This is a genomic window from Pedobacter duraquae (genome assembly GCF_004362245.1).
GTDB lineage: Bacteria > Bacteroidota > Bacteroidia > Sphingobacteriales > Sphingobacteriaceae > Pedobacter > Pedobacter duraquae.
Map to the genome: position 1 here is coordinate 950364 of NZ_SNWM01000002.1, position 24860 is coordinate 975223.

The 24860-nt window shown below is 42.2% G+C and carries 14 protein-coding genes; 3 read left to right on the top strand and 11 right to left on the bottom strand.

Annotated elements, in window-relative coordinates; genetic code table 11:
* Positions 1-160 precede the first annotated feature (160 nt).
* From CLV32_RS10145 to CLV32_RS10155, 3 genes are read left to right on the top strand one after another with little or no spacing between them, the layout of a single operon-like run.
* Positions 161-2794, top strand: coding sequence for a gliding motility-associated C-terminal domain-containing protein (locus CLV32_RS10145; RefSeq protein ID WP_133555019.1), 2634 nt, complete (start codon positions 161-163; stop codon positions 2792-2794).
* Entirely contained in the window at positions 2791-3795 is a 1005-nt protein-coding gene (locus CLV32_RS10150) for a PorP/SprF family type IX secretion system membrane protein (RefSeq protein ID WP_166641922.1), read from the top strand. Before CLV32_RS10145 ends, CLV32_RS10150 begins: the two co-directional genes overlap by 4 nt.
* Before the next feature lie 9 nt (positions 3796-3804).
* Positions 3805-6054, top strand: coding sequence for an OmpA family protein (locus CLV32_RS10155; protein ID WP_133555023.1), 2250 nt, complete (start codon positions 3805-3807; stop codon positions 6052-6054).
* A 66-nt stretch (positions 6055-6120) separates the two neighbouring features.
* On the opposite strand, the gene CLV32_RS10160 is transcribed toward CLV32_RS10155, so the two are convergent.
* From CLV32_RS10160 to CLV32_RS10210, 11 genes are all read right to left on the bottom strand, one after another.
* Positions 6121-6966, bottom strand: a complete 846-nt coding sequence (locus CLV32_RS10160; RefSeq protein ID WP_133555025.1) for a hypothetical protein — start codon at positions 6964-6966, stop codon at positions 6121-6123.
* Positions 6967-6983: 17 nt separating this feature from the next.
* Entirely contained in the window at positions 6984-7907 is a 924-nt protein-coding gene (locus tag CLV32_RS10165) for a DUF4886 domain-containing protein (RefSeq protein WP_133555027.1), read from the bottom strand.
* Between the two features lie 13 nt (positions 7908-7920).
* Positions 7921-9075: a glycoside hydrolase family 88/105 protein gene (locus CLV32_RS10170; protein WP_133555029.1), complete on the bottom strand. Its 1155-nt coding sequence runs from the start codon at positions 9073-9075 to the stop codon at positions 7921-7923.
* A 17-nt stretch (positions 9076-9092) separates the two neighbouring features.
* Complete coding sequence (locus tag CLV32_RS10175) at positions 9093-11297, bottom strand: alpha-galactosidase (protein ID WP_243732279.1); 2205 nt, start codon at positions 11295-11297, stop codon at positions 9093-9095.
* A gap of 9 nt (positions 11298-11306) precedes the next feature.
* Complete coding sequence (locus CLV32_RS10180; RefSeq protein WP_133555031.1) at positions 11307-12170, bottom strand: glycoside hydrolase family 16 protein; 864 nt, start codon at positions 12168-12170, stop codon at positions 11307-11309.
* An 80-nt stretch (positions 12171-12250) separates the two neighbouring features.
* Complete coding sequence (locus tag CLV32_RS10185) at positions 12251-13366, bottom strand: alginate lyase family protein (RefSeq protein ID WP_166641923.1); 1116 nt, start codon at positions 13364-13366, stop codon at positions 12251-12253.
* Between the two features lie 216 nt (positions 13367-13582).
* Complete coding sequence (locus CLV32_RS10190) at positions 13583-15334, bottom strand: RagB/SusD family nutrient uptake outer membrane protein (RefSeq protein WP_133555035.1); 1752 nt, start codon at positions 15332-15334, stop codon at positions 13583-13585.
* 9 nt (positions 15335-15343) lie between these two features.
* A complete protein-coding gene (locus CLV32_RS10195; protein ID WP_133555037.1) occupies positions 15344-18478 on the bottom strand; it encodes a SusC/RagA family TonB-linked outer membrane protein in 3135 nt (1044 codons plus the stop codon).
* A gap of 34 nt (positions 18479-18512) precedes the next feature.
* Entirely contained in the window at positions 18513-20201 is a 1689-nt protein-coding gene (locus tag CLV32_RS10200) for a RagB/SusD family nutrient uptake outer membrane protein (protein ID WP_133555039.1), read from the bottom strand.
* A gap of 4 nt (positions 20202-20205) precedes the next feature.
* Positions 20206-23040 (bottom strand): SusC/RagA family TonB-linked outer membrane protein, encoded by a 2835-nt coding sequence (locus tag CLV32_RS10205; protein WP_133555041.1) that lies wholly within the window; start codon positions 23038-23040, stop codon positions 20206-20208.
* A 415-nt stretch (positions 23041-23455) separates the two neighbouring features.
* A complete protein-coding gene (locus CLV32_RS10210) occupies positions 23456-24859 on the bottom strand; it encodes a sialate O-acetylesterase (RefSeq protein ID WP_133555043.1) in 1404 nt (467 codons plus the stop codon).
* Position 24860 lies beyond the last annotated feature (1 nt).

A 24860-nucleotide genomic window follows, 5' to 3' on the forward strand; every position in this document is an offset into this window, starting at 1 on the left:
CAGCTTTATAAACCTTTCTGTCAGTTTTGTTAAAAATATTAGCTGATACTTTGTAAGGGATATATATTAACGGCAAATCGACACATCACTACACCGTTAAAATTATAAATGAACGATGCTTTAACACATAAACTGTCGTAAGCTATAGACAATATTACAAATGCATAAATTTTCGCTCGCGCTCTTATTTTTACTGTTGATTCCATGTGTACTACTTGCACGGTTGTCGACACGACACTCCTCGGTTAGTATACATCGGGAGCTTCGCCCTGCGTCAGCAGTGCAGCCGGTAACTATTTGTTCTGGAGCTACTGTTGTGATACTAGGTGAAACGCCAGTATTTACACCCACGGTCTACACCTGGGAAGTACTGCTACAAGGCAACAACTGGGTCAATGCACCCGGAATAAATAGTACGGCCGACTACCTATCATCGGCCCTGCTCAACGCTTCTTCGGCTGATATCATGTTTGATATTCGTCGTAAAATTATCAGTGGCAATACGGTCGCATATGATTCTTTTTATGAAGTAACCGTACAATCTTCGCCGCCAATAGTCAACAATAGCATTACTTCTCCAGCTACAACCGATTTCTGCTTATCTGGTACGCCGGCAACACTAACAGGCAGCACGCCAATTGGGGGGAACGGTAATTTTGTGTACCGCTGGCAATCATCTACCGACAATATCAACTTCACTACTATTACCGGCGCTACGACAAAAGATTACACTCCGTCCCTAATCTCCACTACTACCTATTACCGCCGCTCAGTGAGCGCGGGCAACTGCGTGGTTCCTGGTATCAGCAACACTATAACCATCCTCATCGTTCCTCCTGTGAGCAACAATAACATTACCGCCCCGCCCATTACCATTTTTTGTGCAGCCGGCGATCCGGGCGCTATTATTGGCAGCGCAGCCAGTGGCGGCAATGGCACCTATGCTTATCAGTGGCAAAGCTCAACCAACAACACAAGCTTTATCAATATACCTGGTGCAAACACCAAAGATTATACTCCACAGACCGTTAATGCGACCACTTATTACCGACGGTCAGCTACCTCCGGCAGCTGCACAGTGCCTGTTCTCAGCAACACGGTAACAATTGCAATTGCGTCGGCTATTGCCGACAATACTATTACCGCGCCTACGATCGGCAATTTTTGTATGAGCGGCGACCCGGCAAATATCACCGGCAGTACACCCAGCGGTGGTGATGGAGCTTATGCTTATCAGTGGCAAAGTTCATCTGACAACACAAATTTTACCGATATATCTGGTGCTAACACAAAAGATTATAACCCGCAGACCATCGGTACAACCACTTATTATCGCCGATCAGTGACCTCCGGTACTTGTGCCGTGCCTGTTCTCAGCAACACGGTCACAATTGTAATCGCATCGGCCATTGCCGACAATACGATCACTGCACCGAATATCATTAGTTTTTGTGTTACAGGTGATCCAGCAAATATGATCGGCAGCACACCCAGCGGAGGTGATGGGACCTATGTTTATCAGTGGCAAAGTTCAACCAATAATACCACCTTTACTGATATATCCGGTGCGAGTACAAAAGATTACAACCCGACGGCCATTAATGTAACAACCTATTACCGACGGTCAATTACGTCCGGCACTTGCGCTGTGCCTGTTTTCAGCAATACGGTAACGATTGTCATCGCATCTGCTATTGCCGACAATACGATCACAGCCCCGACAATCAGCAATTTTTGTGTTACTGGTGATCCAGCAAATATTAGCGGCAGCATACCCAGCGGCGGTAATGGCACTTATGCCTACCAGTGGCAAAGCTCAACCAATAACACCAGCTTTACTGATATATCCGGCGCGAATACAAAAGATTACAACCCGCAGGCCATTAATGTAACAACCTATTACCGGCGGTCAGTTACCTCAGGCACTTGCGCTGTGCCTGTTCTCAGCAATACAGTCACAATTGTAATTGCATCAGCTATCGCCGAGAATACGCTCACAGCCCCTACAGTCAGCAGCTTTTGTGTTACTGGTGATCCTGCAAATATTGCCGGCAGCACACCCAGCGGTGGTGATGGCACCTACGCCTACCAGTGGCAAAGCTCTACCAATAACACCAGCTTTACCGACATATCGGGTGGTAACACTAAAGATTACAACCCACAGGCCATCAGCACAACTACGTATTACCGGCGTTTAGTTACATCTGGAAGTTGCGCTACATTTACGCTCAGCAATGTCGTTGTCATCAATGTTTTAAGTACACCAACTACGCCAACACTCATAACACCATTAAACGTAACTATCAAACTCGGCAGCAGCACGACCTTATCTGTTGATGCACAACCCGGTATGATTTACAAGTGGTATGATTCGGCCACAAAAAGCACCCTTTTATTTACAGGTTCCACGTTTGTAACTCCAGCGCTCGGCACCAGTTCCACCTTTTATGTAGAAAGCTCTAATGGTTTGTGTAGCAGCGCTGGACTCGGCATGGCTCAGGTTAAGATCGAGCCTCCCTTTGCCGACATCTATGTACCCAATGCTTTTACCCCCAACGGCGACGGACAAAATGATGAGGTTCACGTCCATGGCGAGCTCATTAAAACATTGGGATTTTATGTATACAGCCAGTGGGGTGAACTGCTGTTCACGACTACCGACAAGAATAGAGGCTGGGATGGCACCTACAAAGGCAAGCTGCAACCCCTTGGCGTATACATATATACTTTGAGGGCTACAATGAACGACGGGCAACAGATAAATAAAAAAGGAACAATTACTTTATTACAGTGATCAAAAGAATATTAATTAAAACAGCACTGCTACTGGTAGTTTGCGCAGGAGGTGCCCAGGCACAGGTAGATCCACATTTTTCGCAATATTATGCGAACCCACTGTGGCTGAACCCGGCGCTTACGGGAGTTATGGATGGCGATTTTCGTGTTACCGGAAATTTCAAACAGCAATGGATAGGCATTGACAACGGATACAAAACTTCGGCAGTATCGGCTGACTTTCGCACGTCTGATAAAGTAGCACTAGGCCTGAACGTCCTCAATCAGTCGGCAGGATCGGCTGGCTATAATTACCTGACCGCTTACGGCTCTTTCGGCTATCAGATCGCGCTTTCGGACGACGGCTATCAACGTCTGAACTTTGGTTTACAGGCCGGTCTTATTAACCGCAGCTACAACCCTAACAGTTTACAATTCGACAACCAATATAATCCCAGCACGGGATACGATCCCGGTTTGCCCAACTTTGAGAACCTGAACACTACCAAGTCTACCGTATTTGATGCCAGCGCAGGTTTGTTTTATTATAACGGTACGCCTACCAGCAGGGCCAATCTCTTCTTCGGCGTAAGCGTAGCGCATATTGCCCCTGCTAATGATCCTTTTGCTACGGATGGCGGAGTTAAGAGTCGCATCCCGATGCGATACAATGTCCAGGCCGGAATGCGGTTGCGCACCACAAATTTCCTGGATGTTACCCCACACGTGCTATACATCCGCCAACAGCAAAACCAGATTCGGGCGGCTGGGCTCAATCTTGAATTTAGATTGGCAGAAGAAACCAGCTTGATTTTAGGGGGCATGTACCGCCTTGATGATGCTGCCGTTGGGAGTGTAGGTCTCCATGTAAAAAGATTGCTTATTGGTGCCAGTTATGATTACAATACATCCTCGCTGAAATCAAACTTAGGCAGGCAGCAAGGCGTATATGAGCTTTCGGTAAGTTATATTTTCAAGCATCGATTAAGGAGCGTAGAGCCGATTTGTCCCCGGTTATAATATTATCATATGAAAAAATTAACGTTTATTTTATTTTCTCTTATCGCCGCAAGTGCAATGGCCCAAACCCGGGCACTTATGACGCGGGCAGACCGCGCCTTCGATGCGAAGGATTATGTGACTGCCGCCTACTATTACAGTAAAGGCTTACAAAATGGCACCACCAGCAACCAGGGCACTGTACCTTATTTTTCGGTGCGGCCAGGCAAGCGCCAAAACTTTACGCAAACAGGCTACCTAGATTATCGTTTGGCTGAGTCGTACCGCCTGGATCACAACTATACCCTTGCACAGCAATATTACGGACTGGTGGTTGAAAAATATGAGACCGAATATCCACTCGCCAGGTTTTGGTATGCAACCTGTTTGCGGGCCAATAACCGTATTGACGATGCGATCAACAATTTGCAGCTTTTCATAAACACCAGCAAAAACAAATCCGATACCGATGTTGCTCAGAAAGAACTTAAGAACTGTCTGTTCGCGAAAGCACAAATCCAAGAACCAATAACAGCTAATGCCCAACAACTAACCGGTAATATCAGCAGCAGCGGTAGCGATTTTGCCCTGAGCATAAACAACGGCAAATACTGGTTCAGTTCATCGCGCACAGCAGCAGGCGAGAGCAAACAGGTTAACCATATCTACACCATCCTGCCCGACAAGGTGGCTAAGCCGCTGCGGGTAGATTTAACACTTGATAAACGGCGCGGCCTGCATTACGGCACCCCAGCCCTAGATGTCTCGGGCAAGCGCATGTACCTGACCATTTGGGCCGACGAAATGCACACTACCGGAGCCTGCATTTACCTGAGTCGCTTTACCAATAACCGCTGGACTACACCGCAAAAGCTCAATAGCTTTGTAAATGCAGCCGATTACAATTCTATGCAGCCCTTTGTTACAGCTGACGGGAAGTTCCTGTATTATGCCTCCAACCGTATGGGGGGGCAGGGCGGCACAGATATTTGGGTAAGCGAATTGGATAATGACGGGATGCCGATTAATACCATAAACTTAGGCAGCACAGTTAACAGTACAGCTGATGAACAAGCCCCTTATTACAATGAGCTGAATCGCTCGTTAGTATATAGCTCCAAGGGGTTTGTTGGCATGGGTGATTTTGATTTGTTTGAGAGTCTGAACAATGGCGGGCGCTGGGGCACACCAAAAAACCTGGGTTATCCCTGTAATTCCACCCGGGCGGATATACACTTCTACCCAGACCAAAACGATGAGCATGTTGCCTACATCAGCTCCGACCGGGAGTCTGACTGTTGCCTCATTTTATATAGTGTACCCTATAAACCTATAATCCGTCAAATTTTAATGACAGGTCTGGTCGTTGACTCAATCACGAGCAAGCCCCTTTCGGGCACAACCCTGAACCTGAGCGATTCGCTATCTCAGCAACCGGGTAAAATCTCTACGACCAGTGCGAATGGAAAATACAGTTTTACCGTTCCAGAAAAAGGCATTTATTCAATTAAGGCACAAAAAGAAGGTTATTACACAAAAACGATGACGTTGCCAGCATTTAAAAACCTGAAAAACGACACCATTCCTATTCCGGTGATACGGTTGAAGCGGTATCCGCCTAAACTCGTTATAGTAAACAGCAGTGGGTTAGTAATTGATTGCAGCACGAACAAGCCGCTAGCGGGCGTAACGGTGACCTTGAATGACTCCACATCGCGCCAAACTATTACGACTTTTATTACAGACGCTACTGGTACATACAACTTTACCTTACAAGCCAACAGGCTCTACGTGCTTAAGCTAGAAAAAGAAGGCTATTTTATTAAGGCCATAACGCTATCGACACCTAAAACAATACTAAAAGACACGATGGATAATCCCGTAGTATGCCTGCAGGAATATGAAGTTGACAAGCCTATTGTAATTGACAACATTTTGTACGATTTTAACAAGGCTGTGCTTAAGCCTGAGGCTAAAATAGTGCTAGACGGGCTTGTTAGCATTTTGCATGACAACCCGAAAATTAAGGTGGAGCTCAGCGCGCATACCGACTCCTTTGGACCCGACCAGACGAACAACGTCTTATCGCAAAAAAGAGCGCAGTCTTGTGTAGACTATATCATATCGAAAGGCATTAGTCGTTCGCGAATTACTGCAAAAGGTTACGGCAAAACACGCCCAATACAACCAAACAGCTTTGATGACGGTCGCGATAACCCTGCGGGAAGGCGTCAAAACCGACGCACAGAGTTTAAAGTATTAAGCGAAAATGGGGTATAGCGCAACTGTGATGAATTGAATTGCAGATGTTAAAGCATCGTATCCGGGGAGCAAAGCAGTGAAGATCTACTTCCCGGATACCATGTATAATTGACTTTTATAAACTAAAAATGACGCGTTAACTATGTTCTGGTAGCTTTTCGGGACAGGATAATAGTTCATATCAGCACTAAAATCCATATCTTCAGAAAACAGAAAGGCGCCACTGGAGCAGGGTAGTTTAAACTTAAGTAGTTCCTTGTGGAAATTGATCACATAAAATGCGGTTCCGTCCCAAAAATAACAGTTCCCCGCACCATTAGGACTTCCCCAACCTCTTAAGGGGTTGAAGCAATAGGAATTAAAGTTCTGTTTAGCGAAATGATGAATATAAATAGGCTGGTTTTCATCCAACCAGGGCTGGAATGGGATAAGCACATCCGGCACTAAATACCCATTTGGATAGGTGTGTGCTTTCTCAGGATTCAACACTACCGAATCTGCAATAATTTTTCCTTTTAGGTTAAGTGTCAGGTAATGTTGTTTGTAATCTCCGGTGGGACCACCTTTGCCATCTACGCTATCTTCTCTTGTTTCCATATGAAGTAGCCTTTTTACGGTATCAATATAGATATGCCCCCCGTATGTTTTAAAAGATTTAGGATCTATTTTATGGACAGTTGAGCTATCCACAGGCGTGGTCGGGATCGTATCGACATACATGGAGTCTATCTCCGTAGTATAACCCGTTAGCTCCTGAGGAATTCCGGAAAGCTTAATCTGAATCATCTGGTAATGTGGTGACGTAATGACTCCCTGATCTATCTGCTGGTAACTCCGGTTATAATATAAAGTAGTTATCTTGTTAATCAGAATGATGAGAAACGGGAATGCCAGGAGAATAAGTACCGGTATAAGAAGCTTTTTAAACATATATAAGACATATATAGCTATTTAGAATCGTTTACCAAATGATCGGCGATATTTTTTATAACTTTTGCAAAGTCACCTGATACAGACTCTGGCTTAAATTTAACTTTTTTCGGAGATTCCTTAAAGAGGATACCGTACCAGATTAATCCACCCAAATATTTTCCAGCGTCGTTAGCATGATTGGGATCAAATGCTAACTCTTGTTTATTCCAGAAATACCCAATATTAACTGAATTGGTTTGATCTGGAAGATTTGGTGCAACAGCATGTTCAAAATCAAAACTTGTATCCTTTTTATATCCATATTTTTTGTCGGTTGCCATTTTTTCAAATGCATCGCCAACTGGCAAAATCTTCGCATTAAGCTGATTAGCTAACCTATGGTAAGCCTCACGCGATTTCTCCCACATCTCCTGCTGATTTTTAGCTAGCTGTCCTTTCCCCACACTGCCAAACTTCTTCGCATCAGCACGATAGGCCCAGGTTTGATGAATCACAATCTGCGCTCTTGGCTGAAGTTTCTTAATGTAAGCAACAAGTTTTTGCGCATATGGATTGTAGCTTGCCGAATCTCCTGAAAGATAAGAGTACTGTTGGATTGTCACAATATCCCAGGTCCCGTTAGACAATAAGGTTTTCAAGGATTTGCCAGCATAAGGCCTCCCCTTAACGTCAGTTGAGTCTTTCTCAAATTTCTCAACATAGTCCCAATGTTGTTCCAAAGAATGACCGCCAAGTTCTGCCCTGCCGATGGTTAATTTTTCGCCCCTTTCTTTAGCCATTTGCGGCAAAAAGGTTGTTGAATTCTGCGAGAAACTATTTCCTATTACGAATAAGCGTAACGTATCGTGATCAGCCTGGGAGAACGCATTCAGGCTTAAAGCCAGTAAAAGAATGAGCAGTCTGCCGACTTTAAAATTTAAGAAAAATAGTCTTTTCATCTGTTTTGTATTTTTAATAGCGCGCTTTTGGATGCGCTTTCATGTATTTATAGATCTCAACGCCCGAAAGTAAAAAGGCACCTACACCATAAACCTCAGTACTGTTTGCATCCACTTTATCAGGACTGGCACCAATAGGTTGTACATAACCCAATTTACCATCTTCATGAACAGCAGAAGTTAAGGCTACCCAGGATTTCTTAACTACAGGCAGGTATTTTTGTTCGTCCAATAGACCTTGATTAAGTCCCCAGGCCATAGCATAACAAAAGAAACCTGTTCCACTCATTTCTTTGATTGGAAAACTAGCGGGATCTAATAAAGATGCATGCCAACTCCCATCCGGTTGTTGTAATCCGGCAATTCGATCAACCATATCTTTGTACAATTTCACAAATTTAGCTCTGTCCGGGTGAGTTTTGGGCATGTTATCCAATACCCGCACTAAACCACCGAGTACCCATCCATTCCCTCTGGACCAAAACACCTTTGCTCCATTTTTTTCTTTTTTATTGAAATAGCTTTCGTCTCTGAAATAAAGTCTTTCAGCAGGATCATATAAAAAGTCGGTCGTTTTCCACCAAAGTTTGCTGGCCATATCCAGGTATTTTTGGTCGCCAGTTGCCGTACTTAAATAGGCCAAAGACGGAGGTGCCATAAATAGCGCATCGCACCATGCCCATTCCCTTTTTTGAATATTATTTCTCCAATTCAGGGGCTCATCATGGGGAGCGGCAACAATGCTATCAGCCAAAAGTGTAAACGGTTCAATCATTTTGCGTTCTTTATATTTGCTGTATAACTGTGCATAGGTTTGCCCAACACAATAATCATCTGCGTAGAAACGAATATGTCCGGTGTTCCAACCTATATCATTACCGATATCAACCAACGTTTTAAGATATTTCTCATTACCTTTCATATTTCCAAAGGCAAAAATACCAGTATAACAAGCGCCGTTAGTCCAATCCGCCTTGCGGTGGTTAAACCCTTTGGTGTTCCATGTATCGATTTGCCAATCGGCCACACGTTTCATCATTCCGGAAATGTCGGTGGTTTTAAAAGACGAATCTCTGCTATCACCAACAACTTTAGAAAAACCTGTAGCGCAGGCACTACATAAGATTAGAATGGCAAGAAATGTCTGTTTTATTTGTGGATTACTCATTTATGTGATCTTTACTGTTATTTTACTTCTTCAATTTTCAGGACTACACTTTTACGGTTTGAATTCACTTTTGGATTAAAACCAATGGTATTTAAAAATTCTCCTGAATAAATAGTTTCACTGTTGATATTGCTTTTGGTGTTGGGATAAAGATTTATTTCTGAAAGTTTATATCGCTTCCCGTTCTCCAAACCTTTCAATTTAATTGGCTCTTTGGAACCCTTCTCATATCTATTATTAACCAGGTAATTGAAAACAATCCCCGCAGATTTATCTGCACTGATGTACATAACTGAGGCGACATCATTTTGCCAGGGATCCTGTAATCGATATTGGTCTCCTTGCCAAACAACTTCCTTGAAACTATTATAGGTAGCAACTGCCTCCTGACAAAATTTCAATTCCTTATCATCAAGTTTAGAAATATCTATGTCGAAGCCCAATTTCCCCATCATCGCTACATCAGTTTTAAATTTCAAACTTTGTTTACCCCAATCCGTAACATGGTTAGCACTTGCAATTGCTGGGAAGAAATATGAGTATTCCCATTGAATAAAAATCCTTTCCATAGGATCTGTATTGTCACTCAGCCAAAATTCAGTAAAATATTTTAAGGCTGCATAGTCTACCCTACCACCACCACCAGAACACAACATAATAGGCACTTTAGGGTATTTTGCCCTGATTCTTTCTAAAACGCGATACAGACCTTGAACATATTCCAGATAAAGGTGCGTTTGGTTGCTTAAGTGACTTGAATAAGCATTATATATGACCGCATTACAGTCCCATTTGATGTATGCTAAATTTGGGTTCTTAGTAAAAAGGTCATCTACGGTCTTATAAACAAAATCTTGTACTTTCGGATTGCTGAGGTCTAAAACCAACTGATTCCTATACAGCTTTTCCTCACGTTGGGGCTGTTTGATGATCCAATCGGGATGTTTCTCATAAAGTTCACTTTTAGGACTAACCATCTCTGGCTCCAGCCAAATACCAAATTTAACGCCTTTCTCATCAGCAACTTTAAGCAAAGCACTGATTCCATTAGGAAGTTTTTTCTTGTTTTCCTGCCAATCACCCAGTGCTGCATTATCGCTGTTTCGAGGATACTTATTGCCAAACCAACCGTCATCAAGCAAGAAAAGATCAACACCCAACTTTTTGGTATCGCTGATCAATCTGCTCAGTTTCTGCTCATCAAAATCAAAAAAAGTAGCCTCCCAATTATTTAGTAGCGTTAAGCGGGATCCTTTTCCATCCAATATGCGGTAGGTTCTTGCCCAATTTTGCAGCTTTCTACTGGCGTCGCCCTTCCCTGAATTGGAAAAAGTAAATAGAAATGCCGGCGTTGTAAAATCAATGTTTGGTTTTAATTCGTAGGCTGATGCATGATTATTTACACCTGCAATAATGCGAAGATTATTCAGCGGGTCCAGTTCCAGATCTATTCTGAAGTTCCCGGACCATTCCATACTTCCATACAGGACATCTCCATTGTCTTCATCAGCTGGCGAATTTAACGAAACCATGAAAGTTGGCGGCTGGTACAGATGTGCCCGGGTACCCAACTTACTGTCTAAAACCCTAATTCCGTGAGTTAATTTTGACTCCTCTGGCTGCATTTCTTTAGCCCAATCACCGTGGTATTGCCTGAGCCAAAAATCTTTTCCTTTGAGATAAAGGTTAGCTGATGCATATTTATCAAGCCTGACGGCTTTCTTTTCACTATGTTTGATCGTTGTCCACTGCTCAACTACGTCTTCATTAGCATATACCTTATAATTGAGTGTCACTTCAAACGGATAAACAGGATCTCTAAGTAGTACTGTTGTTAAAGAAACATTGTTATCCAATGCTTTTGTTTCATGACTCACGTAATGCAGATCGAGTGAAGTATTTCCATCAGCATGGACAACAGCCAAAGCAGGTTCTACAAGATTTTGAGATCCGGAGGCCGTGTAGGCAGCATTTAGAATTCCAGAATAGTCATCGCCCTGCTGATACAATCCTGCTATCCGGCTATACTCTGTTTTGTTGCTTAGTTTTTTTCCGAAATAGACAATCCTGGGTACACTTTCCTTATCCGCATTGAGGACAATCGCATTGTTTTTGCTTTCAATAGGAATTAAAACAGATTGTGCCCTGGCACCCACAAAAAGGAATAATGCGAACAGACTGATTATTGTTCTTTTAAAGTCTACTATTTGGTTGCTCATCATTTGATTTGGCTATTTTTGATATACCCGTACGTAATCTACCTCAAATCTCGCAGGGAAAGTTGTCTGTGATGGATCACCACCTTGCTTCCCACCGATGGCTAAATCGAGCAACATATAATGCGGTTGTTTAAATGGGTTAATACCTGTTCCATTTTGGTTAACTAATTTATCCATTTCAACTTTATTTAGCAATTGATCATCGACGTAGAGTGCAACGCTATTTTCATCCCAATCCATCCGCCAAACGTGATATTTATCTGCCCAGGCTTTTCCTCCTAGCGAATCAATATTCTTTTCTACACTAAACCATGCATCTTTTTTACCCTCACCCATGTAGGCAATGTTGGCTAAGAGTTTTTTCCGGTAGTATTCCATAATATCTATCTCACCCGTAGCCGGCCAGGTACCTTTAATACCTAAAGTCCACCATGCCGGCCATATTCCATCGCGGATATCAATTTTTCCACGCATCACAAACCTTCCATAAAGCCAGCTGTGCAAACCTTGTGTTTTAATACTCGAAGAGGTATACTCTGCCTGCTTTCTATTCTTTTTCCAATCGCTGCTCCCTTCTACAAAATTGGGATTAGGTTTATTTTCCTTCCTTGCTTCAAGGATCAGCTTTCCGTGCTCACACCATGCGTTATCTTCCTGATACCATTGAAATTCATCATTCCGTTCAAAGCCCCTCTCATAAGTCCATTTAGTTTGATCGGGTACGCCTTTATAATTGAATTCTTCTTTCCAAACCAATTTGTAGCCGTCACTTTTTAGTTTAGGAGGTTTTGCGTTTACCAGTTGTTGTGCAAATGTTGAAACAGACACTGGTAAAGTGCAACAGATGAACAAATACGTTAATGAATTTCTCTTCATGATGATTTTAATATAAGCGCTAAATAACCGCGGGCTTGAATTTGCGTTGCAGTTATATAAACCTGATGTTGTGATTGTGTTTATTTATAGCCCGTTAAACTTAGGGGAAACAAGGTTGGATACGTCCATGCATAATCATGGCGTGGATATACGATTGGCCGGTAAGGCTCCACGAACGCATTGAATTCTTTGCTGTGATAGATTCCGTTCATTGCCTCTAATAAATTTGCCGGCCAAAAACCCGTAGCCGTATTTTCATTACCCGTTACTGGATTTTTAAACCAGGTCCAGTCCTCAGGATGTTGGTTATGATATAGCAGGTAGTCCAAACCTTTTTTTAACGATGTTCCGTTCTGTTCCAAAGCATACAGATTTTCTCCGGTCTGGTTGTAGATTACCCAAAACGATGCAGAGATAGGCGCTAAGGAGAAATAAGTATACCAGATACCATTTCCCTGACGTTTAACTTCCTCAACCATGTGCCCATCGGGTGCAATTTGTTTAAAAAGCTCATCTTTGATCATTCCGACATTCTTTTGAAAATCATCTTGGTCACTTAAATAAACATCGGCTAACAAAGAAGCAAACCTGGACCAGTCGCCAGAATTGTTATTTCTGTAACGAATGCTATTTGCCGCATGCCGAAATACATTTTTTGTCCACCAGGCAAATTGTTCCTGATCTTTAGATTTCCAGTTTTTATTGCTCTTCAAAAGTTCCGCAGCCATCATCATCGTTGTTCCCGAATAGGACATCACCAGAGAGCCATCTAGTTGAGAATACTTTTTATTTATTGATCCCCAGGCATTCAGAAAGTAAATGGCCTTAACCGCATACTTAGACTGGCCGGTAAGTTTATAGGCTAATGCGCAGCTATAGGCTGAGAAACCATCAACCTGTAGCGCCAAAGAGGTTTTACGGTGGCCCTCCTTATCAGAATAAAAACCTGGAATACTAAAATCTTCAACAGCATGCTGGTTAACGAACAATGCAGAATCAGCCTTAATAATTAATGCTTTAAAGGCTGTTAAATAAGGTTCTTTTTTATTTTTGATTTGTTTTTTAACGAAGTCTAATTGTTTCTCGGGATGCATACCACGCGGCTGTTCGCTGGCATACAGTTTATTTTGAATACTCCCCCAGCCTGTGAGGCATACTACTGTGGCAAGAATTAGGTTTAATTTAAGCTTGTTCATCGTTGGTACTATTTGGTTAAATAGAATTTGATTTGTAATCAGTATTTCGAAGATACCGTCAATCATTTAAAGCAGGGCATTGCAGGGCATACTTATTAAATGAAAACGTTCCCATTTTTTGGGAACGTTTTCATAAACCCGGATCTTTAAATCAAGGAAGCCCAATAGTTTGCACTATTGGGCTTCGGGTAAGGTGTCAGCTATGCGTTTAGCGCTTTAATAACCAGGATTCTGCACCATTAAAGGCATTTTCTGTATTTCTGCTAATGGCAAGGGCAGTAGATACATTGCATCTCTAAAATTTAACGGCCGGGGCGCTGTGCCAATGGTATGTTTGTATGTATTAGTTGCGCTCCGTGTGATAATATCCACACTGTTAAAACCTTTTAAAACTGTAGCCGCGATTTTCCATCTTCTGATATCGTTCCACCGTTGATCTTCAAAGGCCATTTCAATGCGGCGTTCATTACGCACCACTTCACGCATTTCCGCAACACTCATATTTGCTTTCAAACCATACAAACCATCCGCTCCCGGTAAGATACCGGCACGATCACGTAATAGTTTTAATTTATCGTATGCCTTTTCGGGTTGTCCGGCTTCAGTAATTGCCTCGGCATAGTTTAATAACATTTCCGCATAACGAATCAGGGGCCACGCTCTTTCTGTGGTACCGGAGCTTGCATTGGTCAGGTTTTCGTCCAGCATTTTACGAGAAAAATAGCCGGTAAACTTATTCTGAGGCGTATAAGCATCGGCGGTGGTGTTAGCAATTGTAGAGCCTGTACTACTATAGGTAAATACCTGAGTTTTTACTCCTGTGTTGCTGAGATAAGATAAACCATTGTAGATCAAAGAAAATTCGAAACGCGGATCACGGTTTACATAAGGATCATTGGGATTATAGGTCGTACTTTCTTTAATTGATTTACCATCACGCATAGGAAAAGCTTCTGCCAAACTCTGTGTGGGTTTCATTACACTGCTACCAGACCTTGTTGGAGGCAGATAAAAAGTTTCAAATTCTTTTTGGGCGGGACGGTTATAGGCAAAAATATACTCGCTGTTTACCCGTTTCAAGAACAACTGATAGAAGCCATTTCCGGGCCTCGTAGCATTGTCTACGTTCAGTGAATACAAACCACTATTTATCACAGCCTCTGCTGCATTTGCGGCAGTCATCCATCTGTTGTTATCCGCAGTAGGGTAGCTGATTAAAGGAACCACTGCAGGACTGGTTGTTACTGCACCTCCGTTAAACAATGGACTTGCAGCATACAGCAGCACTCTTGACTTCAAAGCCAGACAAGCACCCTTTGTTACGCGTCCGTAATCAATATCTTTATAAGCAACCGTTGCCAACTCAACCGCAGCGGCATCAAGCTCTGACGTCAGGTAGCTGATACAGTCGCTGAAACTAGATCTAGGAAGGTTGATAATATCGTTGATTCCAAAAACCTGATCGCCAATTAAAGGAATTCCACCGAATGCGACCAACATATAATGATAATAGTAAGCTCGTAAAAAACGGGCTTCGCCACGCATCCGGTTTTTCATTCCCGCACTTAGCGGTGCCTCCGGCAATTTAGAAAGCAACAAGTTTATCCGACGGATGTTTTTGTAAGGCGTTGTCCAGAAATCCTTATCGGTGGCAAAATTGGTTAAAACATTGTTTGACCCGATCACCCCTTGTACATAGGAATCTGCCCATACCGAAAGGTTGTTATTCCCTTCCGCATTATCAGTAGCAAGTTCTGTATTTCCCGAACCGCCCGCTGAGTTAAAACGCGAGGGACCGAAGCTGTAACCTGCATCAACATAGACCCTGTTTAAAAAATTTATCGTTTGAATACTATCTGTAAAAACTGCATCTTCCGTGAGGCCATTGGTTTTATCATCCAAAAAGCCCGATTTTTTACACGAAAACATAACTGTTGCAACTAGCAATATTGTAAATATCTTTTTCATATCACTCAATTAAAAGGTAACGTTAATCCCAAAATTCAAAATTCTTGTTGGTGGATAAGGTAGATCTGCGATGGATTCTAAAACTTCAGGATCAAGATTATACAGCTTATCCAGCTTCGTCCAGGTAAGCAGATTATATCCATTTGTATATAGCCTTAAGCCTTTCAGCCTCAGCTTACTCAACAATTTCGGGCCGGCAGTGTAACTGATCTCCGCGGTTTTCAACCTAACATAGTCTGCGGGAATAGCCCAGAAATCTGAGTAGAAATCTCTTGGACTCTGACTTAGCGCAGTTGTATATAATTGTGGATACTTAGCATTGTTGCCCAACTCTGGCGTCCAATGTTCCAGGTGAATCGGCAGTGCTTTACTGGCATTATGGTGTATCACCGCACCTTGTGCACTGGCTACGAAGTTTGTTGCACCCTGGAATAATACTGTGACACTAAAATTTTTATAGCTGGCACCCAGTGTTAAGCCTAATGTAGTATTGGGCAAGTTGGTGTAGCCGAAATAAGACCGGTCATTGGCGTCAATCACACCATCAGCATTCAGATCCTTATACTTCAGATCTCCCGGGCGACCACCAATAATTGGTTTAGGGACGGTGGGATCCGCGATGTCAGCAATACTGTAAAACTCCCCTGTCCAGTTATACTTTAAAACAGAACCGATAGACTGTCCCGTTAAGGTTTGGTAGGCATAATTTTGAACGGCCTCATCGGCAAAAACGATTTTATTTTTAGCTAACGAGTAAGTTCCACGAACGGTGTACCTCCAATCCGTTCCAATATTATCATTGAACCCAAATTCTACCTCAAAGCCTTTATTGTTTACTTTCCCCAGGTTGACAGGTGGAAGATTCTGTCCGAATACCGCAGAGACGGTTCCCCGGGTTGTTAATATATCGTATCTGTTGTTATTAAAATAATCGAATGAAGCCGTAAACTTACGTTTGAAGAAAGCAACGTCAAGACCAATATCCAACTTCTTTTCTTTTTCCCAGGTTACCTGATCGTTGCCGAGTGTACCTTCGGTTGCCAGGCCGTATGAATTGTTCGGTGCAAGTCCGAAAAGGCCTGTTCCCGATCCTGCAGTATAAGATTGCAAATAAGCATAAGTCCCTCCTGTTCCATCAACTCCTACTAAACCGTAAGAAGCCCGTGCTTTAAAAAGGTCAATGAATTTCAAATTGTCTTTGAAGATTTTTTCTTCAGCAATGTTCCACCCTACTGATCCCGCAGGGAAAAAACCTAACCTTTTTCCAACCGCAAAGCGGTCGGTACCATTATAAGCACCACTTACCTCGAAGATATATTTCTGCTTATAATCGTAACCTAATCTAGCCGTATATCCTCTAAAATTTTCCGGGATAAAGTTATAGCGCCTGCCATCAGCATTGTTTTGATAGGTTTTACTATTCTGGTTATATAAGAATAATCCAGTTACGTTATGGTTCCCGAATGAACGGTTATAGTTTAAGATAGCTTGCATGGTAAGTGCACTACTGGTACTTCCGGGACTTAAAGTCGTATTTTCACTTCCAGAGCTTGTTGTTAACACTGGTATACTGATGCGGTATACGTTATCACGCTGACCAAAATTATAAGTGCCTGTTACCGGATCATAGATATAGGAAATGAATCCTGTACCACTTGCAGGCCGTTGTAAATTACGCGTGTAATTATATAGGTTTCTATAGGCCAATGTTCCCTTTACCGATAACCCTTTGGTAATAAAATCTAATTTCTGAACCGCCGAAGTAGCTAAATTGATATTGTTCGAAAATGAGCGGGAGTATCCGTTATACATCAATCGTCCTATCAGGTTATTGTTATTTCTTCCCGACGAGTTTCTTTGCCATAAGCTGTAGCCCAGACTTCCATCAGGATTGTAGACCGGATAGTTAAAGGGAGCAGTTTCTGCCGTACGACCCAAATCACTAAACAAGCTATTTGCACTGGCATTGTTATTATTCAACTCATCGACGTTACCAAACAGATCGAACTTAACATCTAAGGTCTTAGTCAATTTAACATCGACATTAGAACGATAATTGTAGCGCTTGTAATAAAACTGGCTGTTTAAATCTGCACTATAGTCTTTTAACTGCCCGCCCTGGTTGAGATAGCCAATGGAGACAAAGTATTTGGCTTTTTCAGTTCCTCCGGTGATGTCAAAATTCCCACGAACTTGTGGTGCAAATTTCTTTAACAGAATATCAGTCCAATCGTTGTTCGGGTGCCCGTATGGATCAGTGCCGTTGCGATAAAGCTCTAAATCCTGATCAGAAAAAGTACGCACAAAACTTGGATTTGGATTAAGCGCATTGGTATTCAGCTCTCCCTGGTTAATGATCGACGCAGATTGGTATGCATCCAAATATTCTGGTCTCCTGGTCAGCTGATTCAGACCATATTCAGCCTGAAAAGTGATCTGTGGTTTACCGACTCTCCCTCGCACTGTGGTAACCAGAATTACACCATTTGCACCCTTAATACCATAAATAGATGTTGTAGAGGCATCTTTTAGGATACTTACCGATTCAACCTCATTTGCATTGAGTGATGAGAATTGATCGTAGGTAAACTCAATATCATCAACCAGGATCAGCGGGTTGTTATTTCCGGTGTAAGAACCCACGCCACGGACGTTAAAGCTGGCACCATCTCTCCCTGGTTGCCCGGAACGCTGCTGACTGCTAAATCCTGTAACCCTACCAGCAAGTGTATTTTGCAAACTCGGCGATGGACTTTGTTTGATATCCTTGCCACTAATTGCACTTACGGCCCCAGTGAGGGTTATTTTTTTCTTTTCCCCAAACCCTACAACCACAACTTCATCCAAATTTGTCTGGTCTTCTGTTAAAGTTGCAGTAATGCTATTTAAACCTTGAATGGATACCTCTTTCGCAATGTATCCGATCATTTTGAGGGTGATGATGTTGCCTTCAGTGGTCAATCTGAATCGGCCATTTGCATCGGTAACCGTCCCATTTTTAGGATTGGCCTTATCGATTACACTTACACCTGGCAAGGCGCCATCCTTATCGCTTACCTGGCCGGCAATTTCTCTTTTTTGTGCGATTGCAGAAAAACTGAGCACAAAAAGAAACACGCTTAAAATGTATATATATTTTTTCATTTCGTTGTTTTAAAAAATTAAACCATGCAAGGAATTAATAATAGCCCTCGTTCTGTAACAGCTTCGTATTCTTGGTGATCTCGGTGTAAGGGATTGGCATGTGATAATATTTATTGCTGAAGACATTATCCGTTACGTTTTGCAGCTCGTAATCGTATACCGTGCCATTGGGCGTAATTTTCAATCCTTGAAAACTTCCGGTTAGCGCTGATCCTAACTTCCAGCGGCGTACATCGAAGAAACGATGTTCTTCAAAAGAGAGCTCAATTCTACGCTCATTTCTGATCAGATCCCTCAGCTGTACTTGCGTGATACCTGCGCTAATACCATAACGGTTGCCTGTGCCTGCAGTAATTCCAGCTCTTGCCCTGATTAAAATAATCTGTTTAACAGCATCCTCCACACGATTTACCTCATTTAGCGCTTCTGCGTAGTTTAGTAAAACCTCTGCAAACCTAAAATATGGGAAGTTGTGACTTTGATTAGAATAGGTTGTCGATGTAGAGAAATCAGCCATAAACTTTCTCAGGTAATAAGAAGTTCTGGTTTGCGTTTTAAAAGCTTGATTCGGTTTATCCAGGCCACCTTCAAAAGTTTGTACCGGCCTACCCAGCCATGCAACAGTATTATAAAAAATGGTGGCTTTTAATCTTGGATCACGATTCTCATACTGTGACGGCCCTGTTTGTGTTCCCGTATACGCTGATCCATTTAAATTGGGAAATGCATTGACTAAATTTTGTGTAGGACTTGTACGACCATTACTTGTAGCTGGCGCTACATAACCTACCGGCGCATTCGCATTCTCAATTACAGTAGAGTTTGCTGATTGCTTAGAAAAGATAATATCAGTATTGATCTTTGTAGTAAATACTGCACTATAAGCGGTGGTTCCGGTTCCCGCAGGAAGTTTATAATATCCTTTGGCTATGATTGCCTCTGCAGCGGTAATCGCTGGCATCCACCTATTTTGATCAGCGTTTAAATAACCTGTTAATGATTTCAATGCAGTATTTGATTCCACTCCACCGCCATTGAAGAGCGGACTCGCGGCATATAAATGTAACCTGCATTTTAACGCTAAAGCCGCCTCTGAAGGCACTCTGCCAAACTCTGCGGCGATGACTGTCGATCCATTAGGTAAGTTTGCCGCTGCATAATCACATTCGCTTGAAATATAATCGACGCATTCAGCAAAAGTATTTCGAGGGCGATTAAGATCCGTTTCCAAGGCAAAAACCTCATCACCCGCCAATGGAACGCCACCATATCGTTTTAACAATTCAAAATAAGCAAAAGCACGCAAAAAACGTGCTTCAGCAACTTGTCGCTGTCTAATCACTTCAGCAATAGGAACCACCCCGATATTTTTCAAGAACACATTGCAACGACGAATAATCGTGTAACTGTTGCTCCAGTTGTTATCTGGATAGTTTACTGCAGTTAGCTGTCCATTAGTGAATAAACTAATTCCAGACCGGTTAGAAGATGGCACAGCGTCATCGGTTGCGGCATCCAGTAAATCACCGTCAATTCTGTTAAAGCCTGTCGGCAGGAACGAATAAATTCCCAGAAGATATGCCGTCGAAAGTGTTCCTACTTTATCTGTTGGATCGAAAACATCTGTTTCTGTTGTTCGTTCTTCCGGTTCAGTTTCAAATTTCTTGCATGATGACGATACAATCGTCAGCGTTATGATTAATAAGCTCAATAATCTTTTCATACTACTATAATTGAATGTTTACGCCGAGGTTAAATACTTTTCCTATTGGATATCCGCCACTATAATTTTCTGGATCTGCACCATTAAAAGTATCCGAGCTCCAGGTATAGAGGTTAAGTCCGTTTAAGAAGATCCTGGTTGATTTTAAGCCAACTTTTTTCGATATAGCAGGGGGAAGAGTGTATCCCATCTCTATAGTTTTTAATCGGACATAATTTCCATTCCTCAACCAATACGAAGAACTTACAAAATTATTCGGCGCACCATTTTTAGGTCCCGAGCTTGTGGTTAGTCGCGGGTAAGTAGCCGTAGCTGCAGTGGCGGGAGTCCATCTGCTCAACTGTGTTTCATAGGCTTGGGCTGTTCCACCCTGAAACTCACGGTAAGAATTTCCAGAAAGATATATCTGTTGATTTATTACACCCTGAAACAGTGCAGAAAAATCAATGCCTTTAAAACTAAACCCGATCCTGGAACCTAAGAACACTGTTGCATGTTCTGAGCCAAATGTTGTCTGATCAAACTGATTGATGACGCCATCGCCATTCAAGTCACGATATTTGATATCACCTGGTTGCGGAGTATATCCCTCGATAGTTGGATAACCTGCAATTTCCTGTTGATTCTGAAACAGGCCCTCAGCGATATAGCCATAGTTTTGACCTACCTGATGGCCAGTTCTGTACATCCAGGCATACCGTTGATTTGCCTCCGCGGAATAAATTAATTTTGAGTTTTGAAGACTTGCATTTGCATTAATAAAATAGCTAAACTCCCTGAATTTCTGCGACCAGTTGATTTGCGCATCCCAGCCATAATACTTTTGTCTGCCAATATTTTCTTCAGGATAAGAAATACCCAATAAGCCTGAATTATTTCCACGAACAATACTTAAATCACTATAGCTGTTCGAATAATACTCAACGTTAAATGATAGTTGATTTTTAAGTAAAGTTCCATCGAGACCAACATTGAAGAGTTTTGCTTTTTCCCAGGTGATATTTGGATTGGCTAAATAAGATTCCCCGGCAGTTGTTCCGGCCGCGGCACTAGATCCAAAATAGGATGTTGGCGAGGCGTTGTAAACCTGCATATAGGTATAATAGGCGGTGTTGTTTTTGCCGCTCTTGCCGTATGAGGTATACAGTTTCAGGTTATTTACCCAGCTAAGATCTTTTAAAAACGCTTCTTTATTAACGTTCCATCCTAATCCTGCTGCCGGGAAGAAGCCATACCTGAATCCTCCATTATTTGGATAACGATTGGCACCATTTTGAGCAAATGATATTTCCGCTAAATATTTTTCATCATAGTTGTAGGCAACATGACCAGAGATTCCTTGAATGGTATAAGGCAAATTAGTGCCATTTACCAAGTTATCGCGGTTTGCTAAAACTACAGCATCAAAACCGTGTTTTTCGAAAGTCCGGTTGTAGCCAATTGAAAGCTCCTGAAAATCTGAACGATTTTGAAAATTGATCGAGTTGATATTGCCTTGCTCGCTGTTGGTACCAAATTGGCGGTAAGTGCTTTCGCCGGTACCTGAAATACCAATAGGCTCAAAAACTGCAAAGGATTTAGTCCTGACGATATTCTCATTCAAATTGCTAAAAAACGATGCCCGCGCTTTAATCCATAAGCCATTTGTTATGTCGTCCAAAGCATATTTCAAGTAAACATCTGTTAAGACGGTCCGCGTATTGCTTAATGAGTAGCCCGAACCAATGCTCTGACCTAAAATATTATTGGTAAACTGGGAAGAACCACCATAGGTACCATTTGCATTATAAACGGGATAAGCACTATTTGGTGTGGCTAAGAGCGACGAAAAAATGTTATCCACTGCTGCGTTACCGGGATTATTTTTGTTTAGTATCCTGCCTTGTATATAAATTCCGGCAGTAAGTTTATCGGTTAAATTTACATCTACATTGGAGCGGATAAAATATCCCTTTACCCCCGCATTAGTACTGTAATTGCTGTTTAAATCACTCGTCTTTAAAAAGCCATCTTGTTTAATGTGCTCAAGGTTGATGAAATACTTTACATAGTTATTGCCGCCACTGGTATTTAAATTGTAGCGTGCCATTGCTGCAGAGTTTTTAAGCACCTGATCTCTCCAATCCACATTTGGATATAGATATGGGTTATTACCCGATTGAAAACCATTTAAGGCAGCCTGACTAAATCCATTGTTAGCAACCGATAAACCATCATTAACTATTGCCTCATTATACAATTGTGCATAGCTATAAGCATCAAGTGGATTTGAGATGAGATTTTGTAAGGGTTTCTGAATGCCCCATTGACCAGTAAAGCTGATCTGTTGTTTTCCTGGGCTACCTTTTTTTGTTACTATTGAGATCGCGCCTCCCGAACCCCGAACGCCTAACATTGCAAGTGCTACAGCGTCTTTTAATACGGTAACCGATTCAATCTCTTCCATGCTGATCTCCGTTACCGAACGGGGAATACCATCGATAAAAACGAGTGGGCTTTGACCCCTCAACCGATAGGAAAACCCTTCGTTCAAAGGTTCTCCAGAAGTCTGCGATACCGTTAAGCCCGGCAGGCGACCAGCAAGTGCTAGCGGATAGGCCACTACCGGAGTAGTATTAAATTCTTTGCCCAACACCATTGCCGAAGATGCGGTTGATAAATTTTTAGGGGTACTGAAATAAATTAGCTGTTTCAGCTTCCTTAGGGAGTCCGCTATCAGGGAATCAGTTTTAGGTTGATTATTGGGTTTGGCCGCCGTTACCTCCTGCGCGGCCACATTGCCAACGAAAATAAAAATACAGCACAGCAATACCATAAATGGTTTTGTAAAAATCGACATGGTTGTTTAATTTTTAAGAGTTAAAAAGAATAATGCTTCACCAGTTTTCAGATTTGAAAACCGTCGGATTACATATTGCTAAATTTTGGCGGAAAAATAGGCTAAAGCGGATACCTTGTAGTAGTAGAATTTTCTCATAATATTTGGTTAGTTGATTTTATTAAAATCTGTTTACCAAAGATATTCAGCTTTTGATTTTAGGTATTATAATGTGACGACTAAATTTTATGAGAACGTTCCCAAAAAATGGGAACGTTCTCATAAATACGTAAATCTCTATATATCAAGCAAAAATGACGTCTACAGTTTAGAAAAGCTAAGCAATAAATTGTGAAAACCGGCGCATTCTTCAAATTTTACACAGCAAAAATCCCCTGTTCTTTAGGAACAAGGGATCAAACCAAATCTAAAAAAACTACCAATTGTCTGTCCGAAATGGAGAGGCGGGTAAGCCTTCTACACTATAAAGTTCGCCAACGCACCAATCTTTAAATGCGTACCTAACTGCTATAGGGTTTTTAACTTCGGTGCTGACTACGATGACTTTATCATCTTTTATCCTGGCAGTTGCAGGATGAAAAACATGATCACTCCCAGCGAGTTCAAACTGCGTGATTTTTTTTCCGTAGCTCGTCATTCCTAATGGAATGCCCGAAAATTTAACGGTCACCGTATCTTGGTTAATTTGCATGGCTTGATACTTCGGCCCGGTATAGGCAATTCCCTTCTTTTGATAGGTTTTAGCCAAGGCCAGATAGGCCAACCTTTTAGCGACAATCGTTTTGTTAGCGGGATGAATATTGTGTAATTCGCCAGCATCAATAGCAACAGCGACACCCGAGTTTTCCAGTGTATCTGTTAACTTAATTTGCGCTTCGCGCAATAGCGGTACAGATAGTGCAGGCTCCTTGCCATAGTCCATCGGTGCCAGCTGAACACTAAAAAAAGGCCAGGCACCAATATTCCACTCATTTCGCCATAGATTGACCATTTTCATTTGCAAGACGAGGTAATCTTGATTGTTATGCCGGTTTTGTTCTCCCTGATACCAGATGACGCCCGCGATGTTGTAGCCAACCAAAGGTTTAACCATTGCATTGTACAAATTCCCAGGCGTTTGGTGGTTTGCTTTCGATATAGCTCTATCAGAAGTCAGGCGATCACCCAAAGTATGCTCAACCAGGGTTCTATCTATCCATGCTTCTATTGGGGAACCTCCCCATGTTGTTTGGATTATCCCGATGGGAATACCTAAATGTTTTTGTAAAAAGCTGGCAAACTGATAGCCAACTGCACTAAAATTACTTGCCGAACTGGCATCAGCTTGCTCCCAATGTCCTTTTACATCTTGTTGTGGTGTTGCGGAGAAGGCCTTTTCAACGTGAAACAACCGTAAATTTGGATTTGGGGCATCCATCAAAATATCCAGTGAATTGGTAATCGGTAAACCACCATAGCCTTTCATCGGCATATCCATATTCGATTGGCCGGAGCAAATCCATACCTCTCCGATCAGGATATTACTTAAGACAATTTTATTTTCCTGTGAGATAGTGATGGCATAAGGGCCACCGGCAATGGGCGTAGAGAGAAAAGTCTGCCAATCTCCATGCGTTGAGGGCTTAATCAGGTAGGTTTTATTATCCCAGGAACTCTTGATACTGATTACTTTTTTCCCTGTCGAAAAACCCCAGATTTTCACCTGTGATTTCTGTTGTAATACCATTTTATCTGCAAACAGTGCAGGAAGCCGCACTTCGGCCTGTGCGCTGAATACCAAAGAAAAAAGTATAAATAATATGCCGTTTTGTATTCTCATG